This window comes from Pseudoalteromonas sp. S1727, from assembly GCF_005886375.1.
GTDB classification, from domain to species: domain Bacteria; phylum Pseudomonadota; class Gammaproteobacteria; order Enterobacterales; family Alteromonadaceae; genus Pseudoalteromonas; species Pseudoalteromonas haloplanktis.
In genome coordinates this window covers 125138-133293 of sequence record NZ_PNDT01000041.1, presented here as the reverse complement: position 1 = coordinate 133293, position 8156 = coordinate 125138, and the positions used below count along the sequence as shown (strand labels likewise).

5 protein-coding genes are annotated in these 8156 nt (G+C 40.9%); 4 read left to right on the top strand and 1 reads right to left on the bottom strand.

Features of this window, described 5'->3' with window-relative positions:
- Nucleotides 1–871 precede the first annotated feature (871 nt).
- Both CWB85_RS11560 and CWB85_RS11555 read left to right on the top strand, forming a co-directional pair.
- Complete coding sequence (locus CWB85_RS11560) at nucleotides 872–2206, top strand: alpha/beta fold hydrolase (RefSeq protein WP_138554960.1); 1335 nt, start codon at nucleotides 872–874, stop codon at nucleotides 2204–2206.
- Nucleotides 2181–3053, top strand: a complete 873-nt coding sequence (locus tag CWB85_RS11555) for a hypothetical protein (protein WP_138554959.1) — start codon at nucleotides 2181–2183, stop codon at nucleotides 3051–3053. Before CWB85_RS11560 ends, CWB85_RS11555 begins: the two co-directional genes overlap by 26 nt.
- Before the next feature lie 165 nt (nucleotides 3054–3218).
- On the opposite strand, the gene CWB85_RS11550 is transcribed toward CWB85_RS11555, so the two are convergent.
- Entirely contained in the window at nucleotides 3219–5234 is a 2016-nt protein-coding gene (locus tag CWB85_RS11550) for a TonB-dependent receptor (RefSeq protein ID WP_138554958.1), read from the bottom strand.
- A 147-nt stretch (nucleotides 5235–5381) separates the two neighbouring features.
- Here CWB85_RS11550 and CWB85_RS11545 point away from each other — a divergent pair, with 147 nt between their 5' ends.
- Both CWB85_RS11545 and CWB85_RS11540 read left to right on the top strand, forming a co-directional pair.
- A complete protein-coding gene (locus CWB85_RS11545; RefSeq protein ID WP_138554957.1) occupies nucleotides 5382–6716 on the top strand; it encodes a hypothetical protein in 1335 nt (444 codons plus the stop codon).
- 51 nt (nucleotides 6717–6767) lie between these two features.
- Nucleotides 6768–8150, top strand: a complete 1383-nt coding sequence (locus tag CWB85_RS11540; RefSeq protein WP_138554956.1) for an NlpC/P60 family protein — start codon at nucleotides 6768–6770, stop codon at nucleotides 8148–8150.
- Nucleotides 8151–8156 lie beyond the last annotated feature (6 nt).

The window sequence follows — 8156 nt, the reverse complement described above, 5'->3', positions numbered from 1 at the left end:
ACCCGCGCTTTTAAAGGTGAAACCACCAATCAAGCGGTCACAAGGTTCACTCTTTCAAGATACGTCTTACGCCTACCACATTCTATACATTCACGAACGATGTAATACCATTGTGCATAAGCATTTAGTCAATTTGATCCATTCTCGATTACACATTTTCTTCACTCGCTCTGACACTGGATCTCTGCCAAGCTGCCTTGGTTGGATGAGAATCATAGTAAGAAAGACCAATACACAAACTTGAATTTCTAATTAATGAAAATTTATCTTTCGATTTGACTCTATTATGAGTTTGAATCTTTATTTTTATTCTTTCTAACTGGTTTCTTATCGAAAATAAAGAAATAGGAACAAAACACTGCCGCTGTAGCTAATATAATTTCTAACATAAAATAACCCTCTGTTTTTTGTATTGTAAATGTTTATTATATGGTCATATACAAACAATTCATTTCCTAAAACCACGCAGATTTAGGAAAAGCGAACAATGATTCCAAAGAAGACAATACTGCTTAGTATATAAATACTATTAAACAATTAACGTAAATAGAGCACTAAAATTTGCTTAAACTCGAGCCTATCCCATTCTTACTTAGTTGTAAAACCTATGGTCACTGGGGCTTGGTTTTAGTTATGCAATTAATAGTAAAGCTGGCAACTAAACTAATAATTTACCTATCTTCGAGAAAACGATAGACTTTACTTATTGTTATTTATAAAAATTATTGACCTCTTGCGCTATATATATTTGTTTTTATTGTTGAGCTACATTTTGCCACTATCTGTATCTGCTCAAAACTCACCACAGAGTGCTCAGCTCTCAGCAGTTAAATCTGTTCTTATCCAACCTTTGACTGACAAGCAACGGCAATTGCTTAAATTTAAGCTCGAACCAGCACAAAACTGGCGATTTAGTTATTTTAATGAAACCGTATTTAATTCAAAGATGGTAGTTTTAGAAGCTGGCAACAAAGCTAACCCACCATTACTGTTAGTACATGGGCTCGGTGAGCTTGCGATGCAAGATTGGTTCTCGGTGATCCCGACACTTGCCGAGAATTATTATGTAATTGCTGTAGACCTACCAGGCTTTGGTAATTCAGAGTCACCACAAGGGCGTTATTCACCTCATAATTATGCTGCAGTTTTGGCTCAAGTTGTTGAGCTTTATAGCGCGCGACCAGTTACTGTGGTTGGTCATTCTATGGGCGCTGCAGTAAGTTTGTCTTTTGCTGGTTTATATCCACAACCACTTAATAAGTTAGTGCTTGTTGATGCTGCTGGAGTGTTGCAAAAGGTTGCTTTTTTAAAGCCGATCACGAATATCGTTATTGAAGATTCGTGGCTGCCAAAATTTGTACGTACTAAGCTTGCACAACTCAATGACTTTACTACAGGCTTAATTGAGTTGGGGGCAATTGACTCTTACTTTAGTGATTTACTGCAGCGCAGCGATAGTGCTTGGAATGCATTAATGGGAGAGCAACCAAACGTGAATGCAGCGCTGAGTTTAGTAGAGCAAGACTATAGCAACATTGTTGCAAACTTAAATACCCAAACGTACATCATCTGGGGTGAGCGAGATAACATCGCGCCGCTTAGAACAGCGAAGGTGTTGCAGCACCGACTAGCCAACAGTGAGCTGATGACAATAGCACAAGCCGGTCACGTACCAATGAAAAGCGCAACAGCTGAGTTTTTAGCATTACTTAAACATGCCCTTGAAACGCCAGTAGTGGCTCGTAAAGAACAACCACATGAAGTGGTAATGCAATCACACTTAAGCTGTAAAGATCGACACAGTCAAACGTTCTCTGGACACTATAAAAAAGTGCTTATATCGGGCTGTAATAATATTTTACTCAAAGATATGACTGCACAATCAATAGCGATCACTGATTCACTAGTGCGCTTGGAAAATATAACCATCACTGCTAGTGAACTTGGATTAGAAATTGTTGATTCCGTAGTAGAAGCAACCAATGTAACTATTAATGCGCGAAATGGCGTAGAGCTTGTGGGCGCCCGTTTTGATGGCGCAGGTGTGGAAATAAACGCAACTGCATTGGCAATGATGGTAAATACGCAAAGTAATATCATTTTTTCATTAAGTAAAATTACGAGTCCTCATTTTCAAGGAAATGTTCATCAAGCATTTGAACTTCAAAATAGGAGCGTAGATGAGTACCTTCAACAAGCTAACTAAAATTGCTGTATTTGTAGGTTTAAGCATTGCTTTAATTGGCTGTCGCTCAACCAAAACAGAGCAACAGCAGTACCATGAGCTTCAAGATGGTATTTTTTATGGTGCTTATTATGGTGTATCTACTGTAAGCGTTGATACTCTAGCTTACACCTACAACACTGTGCAGGAGTTAAATGAAAGCGAAAATGAACTGCTTGAAAGTATTGATCCTGCTATAACTCATGCCACGTTAAGTTTTCTTATCGGCTTGGGAGTCAGTGCTGATTTTGCCGTTGCAGAAAGTGATTTAGCCTATAAAAAAGCAGATAATCCCAGAACTAAATATTTAGCCTACTCGGCGCAGTCGCTGGCATTTTATAGTCAAGGCTGGCGTGGTTTAGCAAAACAACGAGCTGATTTAATTAAGCATGATCCCATGTTTGCAGCTGTGAAGACTAGTTACCCAAAAGATCAACTAATAGCCTATTTGATTTTAGGGAGCAGTGCAGTGCATAACGGCGATTTAACTACAGCGAATGAAATGTTTACTATTATTGGTGAGCAGATTGATAAGCCGTGGCTACCGTCGGTGGCCAAAGCGGTAACGTTTGCGTTTAACGGCTCATTTTTTAATGCTGTTGATATGTTGCAGGTGTTACTCACAGACCCAAGTTTAACGCAGTATGAGCGTGCAAAATTGGCTGAACTTGAAGTCATCGCACAAAGCAGCTTATCGACAACACGAAAACAACAGGCTATGGCTAATCTTGCTGATAACTTTGTGTTTGAAAAAATAAAAAGCGGTAGTAGTGACTTATATCAGCAATATTTAACTGATTTACAAAGCTATGCTAAAGGTATTATTTAGCTAGTGGTTGCCGCAGGTGTTACTGGCGAACATTGGAATCATACTGAGCAAACTCGCGAATACGCCAATCGCAAGTATAGTAGAATGAAAAAATCTCAGCTCCAGCTTATTACTCATGTAACAGCGGGGTCTGAGATGTTTCTTTATGTTTAAAACCTCAACAAATTAAAATAGCAGGCTGAAGTTTAGGCGCAATGTGCGCGGCTCAATCGGGTGAAAGTGATTATCTTCAACCCCATCTGCAGGCTCACCAGCTAAGCGTGATGCATAGAAGTAGTCAATGTCGTGATCAGTACTATCAAATATATTTAGTATCTCAAGGCCGACTTTCCAATGCGTTTGTTGATAACTTACTAAACCATTTACCACGGTAAGTGGCTCTGAGCGTTTGTCGCCATCACTACTAAGTATGCGCTTACCAATATGACGGACACGTAATGAAGACTGCCATTGCTGCGTTATGTGCCAATTAATGCCAGTGCTGGCGACGACAGGCACCGCGCCCTCAATTCTATCGTCACTTGAATCGATATCTAAACGAGAGTGAGTGAATGAGGCTTCAGCGTCTAAGCTCAAGGCATCATTAAGCCAATAATAAGCACTGAGTTCTAAACCGTAGCGTTTTGATGCATCACTGGCTTCGGTATTACCCGCATCACCGACAAAAAGTAATTCAGAATCTAAACTCAGCCACCACAGTGCTGCTGATAAATTAAATTGTTGTTGATCAAAGTAGCGCAGACCCAATTCCGCCCCATTGCTTTGTACCAGTAAATCAACTTTTTCTGCGGGGGCTAGGGTAACCGGATCTTGGCGGATCGTGGCTCCTCGCACATCATTTGAATGATATGATTGCCCCCAATTAACATACCCGGCTAGATTGTCGTTGAACAGATAGTTTAAGCTGGCTTTAAAGCTTACCAAGTCATCATCAGCACTACCTGAATTAACACGGTTATTGCTATCAACATCAGCGTCAAAGTAATCGTAACGTACCCCAAGCGAGGCTTCCAGCGCTTGGCTCAAACTCATTTTTGACTGCCAATAGGCTGAGTAGCTGGCTTCGTTTACTACATCTTCACGCACAGTACTTAAACGTTGGCGTTGTTTGGTATTGTATAAGCCTACTTGATCAATATCATCACGGCGGTATTCAACCCCTAAGGTATGTTGAATTGGCATTTGTGCGAGGGTGTCAACAAATTGATAGCTCAGTGCGCCACCGCTAATTGTGCGGCTATCGACTTGTTGAAATTGATCGCCATTAACCGGATCATTTAAAAAGTAAGAAAAGTTAGAAAACAAGTCCATGTCATAATTGATCACATAAGCATTGGCATTAATATGCTGACCTTGCCAATTAGCCGATAAACTATAACGACTAGAGCTGCCGCCTACGGTGGTATCGAGTGAACCTAGCTCGCTGATAATACCTTGATCTACAGCACGCTGTGGAATTTGATCCGCGGAATTCCAGCTATTATCGTAGGCCATTGCTGTAACAGATAAGTCACCATCCCATGCTTTGCCGACATAACGGATCATGGCATTTTTTTTATCTACATCTTCATTGATATCTTGCCAAGGCCCGTCGTAACCTTGCCACTCACCGGCAATAATTATTTTACCGTTAGCAACACCAAGGGTGCCCAATGCCATTAATCGTTTATAGTTATCTTCACCAATACTGATGTCAAGTTGTTGGTGTTTAGGGTTATCTGCTAAGTTAAACTCAGCGCTACCAGCCGTTGAAAAGTCACCTTGGGCAGCCCCATAAGCGCCTTTTTGATAATCAATGGTTGCAATCGTTTCAGGAATAATAAAATTAAGATCGGTATAGCCTTGGCCGTGACCATGACTGCGCATATTTATAGGCATGCCATCAATACTCGTTGCAAAGTCGGTACCGTGGTCAAGATTAAAACCGCGAATAAAATATTGATTAGCTTTACCTGAACCACTGTGTTGAGTAACAGCCATCCCAGGAATAAGTTCTAACATTTCTGCACTGCGTAGCATTGCTCGGCTTTGTATTTCACCTTGGCCAATTATGCCGCTAGAGGCACTGATCGCATCGCCAATAAGGCCTGTTCGATGACCATAAACCGTAATTTCTTCTATATTAGCAAATACATGAGTTGAGCAGAGTAAGCTTCCTGAAAGAATTAAAAAGGTGCGCATAATCACTTCCTTATAATTTAGGTTAATGTTTTATTACATTGACTAATACGTTTTACGTGGTTTATTGGATGCAGATATTTGCTTGTGACGGAAAATATGTTATTTTTAATAAAATATTCCAAAAATAAAAACTTTAAGGAATTTAAGTTGATTTTAGCAAATCTAAAAAAAGCAGGGCTGAAACTAACTTGGCTGGGAACAGTGACACTCGTTGCGTGTCAAAGTCCGTCACAGCAGGAGCTGCCAAAAACACCTGAAGATCAACAAAGCCAATTTTATCAACAGGTGATGTTAGCCGCGCCAGTTTTACCCGCTGACCTTACAAATATGGTTATGCAGAATCATTATGTTGCGAATCGTATTGCCCGGGCTAAGTACAAAACGGCGAGTGAGGTTGATTACAGTAAAATTCACTGGCAGCAGCGCGTTGCCGCTGATTGGCAATATTTTGATATTCCAACAGCACAAGGTAAGTTGTTAATTATTGATTACCAACAACAGGGTGATCAATTAGCATATCGTTATTTAGCAAATGGCACCCAAGACGATTTATATGAACCTTGGAGCTCATCTAAAATTCAAGCATTTAGTGGCGCAATCGCAAAAGTTAGAGAAACTAATCCTGAATTAGGCGCACACGCTACAATTGGCACTAGTAATGTTGCTGATTTGATCACCAGTATTAATAGTTATGCACCTTTTGGTAGTGCAGATGGCAACTCGAATGCAATTGCCAGCTATTTTATTAATGTTGCTGGGCGCGAGTATTTAAGTAATTTATTTGCAGATAATTGGCTAAAACTCAATGATTCTCGCATTATGTTTAAAGGTGCGTATGCAGCAGATATTTTTACCCCTAGCACGTCTCGTTGGCAAAGTACTAACAGTGACGCTGTTGCTAGCGATATCACTTATTTTACTGTTAACAGTCATGATCCTGCTTATTTAGGATATCGCTGTACGGGGTGTGGTTTAACGGGCAATAAAGCAATGACAACCTTGGCACAAGCTGAATGGTTAAAACGCTTAGCGAGTCATACAAGAGAGCCATTAACTCAGCAACCTTTCATACAAGCACAAGACATTGATGTGCTGTTTAATGGCACCGGGCACACAGACAAAAGCGCAGTGGTGGGTGGTATGATGCAAGGGATCAGCCAAATGATCACCCAGTCATTAGCGCAAGCATTAGCGCCGAATGATCCTCGTCCAGCAAAACAAATTTTGGATGAGTTAACCCAAGGACAATGGCGTGTATGGCAAAAAATAGGTTGGGGGCCGAGCGAAACTCGCTCAGCTACCGAAACTGTCATGTTAGCTCATGTTTACTTGCCGTTTATTCAAGGCGGGCGAGAATTCACCTTAGCGGCACAAAATAGTGTGCCTGGAGCAAGTGAAGCTAACTTAGCTGCGACAGGGTTACAAATGCAAGCTAACTTTACTCGTGCATTTACACAATTACTAATGCCACAAGATCAATAAACGCAACAGCGCACAATTTATAAAGCAAATTGATAACAGAGGAACACCCGAATGCGACAAACACTTATCGCCCTGAGTATTTCATTAGCTAGTATTGTTTCAGTGGCTCCCGATGTGGCTGCGGCTAATACGTGGCAATCAGATGTTATTGGGGTGACTCAATCACAGCTAACGCCGCAACATTGGCTTAGCCAAGTGACAGATGAAACTTTGATGAGCACAGCACAAATTGCGGCGTTTAATAAGCACCTCATTGCAGAAAATGAATATATTGTTGATCCGTTAGAGTTTGTCTCACAGTTGAGCAAAAAGCAGTTAAAGGCGCATATTTTAAGCATCAGCGAAGTACCAAAAAGTCCACGTTTTTACCCTAATGGTAGTCCGTTAACCGCTAAGCACTTTGCAAAATACCAAGCTAATTTGAATTTAGACGCATTAGCAAAGAACAATCAAGTTGCTTATGGCATGGTGGTCAAACGCTCTGTACTACGTACTTTTCCAACTTGGGATCGAGTACTAAACAGTGGTTTAGATAAAGATCTCGATCGCTTCCAAGAAAGCGGTTTATTCCCCGGCGACACAGTGGCTATTTTACATGAAAGTGCCGATAAAAAATGGCTACTCGTGCGTGCTTATAATTACTTAGCTTGGGCGCCAAAAGCGGATATCGCCATATCAGACAAACCCACGCTTAGTGAATTCAAAAATAACGATGATTTTTTATTGATAACCGGTGCTAAAGTGAATACCGCTTATGTGCCTGATGACAGTAGTACATCGCAAGTACAATTGGATATGGGCGTGCGTCTACCATTAGTACCTGCTGCACAGGTGCCAAACTTATTACACGGGCAAAATACTTACGCCAGCCATGTCGTACAACTGCCTACACGTAATGAACAGGGGCAGTTAGTGATCAAACCTGCGCTCATTAGTCGAAGCAGCGATGTTAATCTTGGTTATTTACCTTACACCCAACAGCACTTAGTAAAGCAAGGTTTTAAATTTTTAGGTGAACGCTATGGCTGGGGCCATGATTACAACGGCCGAGATTGCACTGGGTTTGTTGGCGAAATTTATAAAACGTTTGGTTTATTAATGCCGCGTAACTCTGGTCAACAAGGTAAAGGCGAGTACGGTATAAATTATCGCTTTGATAATAGCAACTCAGAGCAACAGAAACTTGCCATAGTAAATAAAATGCAGGTAGGCGATCTGATTTATATACCAGGACATGTGATGATGTATTTAGGTGAGCAAGACGGTCAGCCATACATTATCCATGATGTGAAAGGGCTTGGTTATAACAAACCTGATGGCAGCTTTTATTCAAGCTCGCTGAACGGCGTATCGGTAACACCTTTGTTGCCACTACGGTTATCGCAAACAAAGAGTTACTTAGACCGCACGTATAACATTAAGCGTATTCGCTAGGATCGA

Bases quoted from the DNA above. Each gene is read 5' to 3' on its own strand.
- CWB85_RS11555 (WP_138554959.1), top strand. From the start codon at position 2,181: ATGAGTACCTTCAACAAGCTAACTAAAATTGCTGTATTTGTAGGTTTA.
- CWB85_RS11550 (WP_138554958.1), bottom strand. From the start codon at position 5,234: ATGCGCACCTTTTTAATTCTTTCAGGAAGCTTACTCTGCTCAACTCAT.
- CWB85_RS11540 (WP_138554956.1), top strand. From the start codon at position 6,768: ATGCGACAAACACTTATCGCCCTGAGTATTTCATTAGCTAGTATTGTT.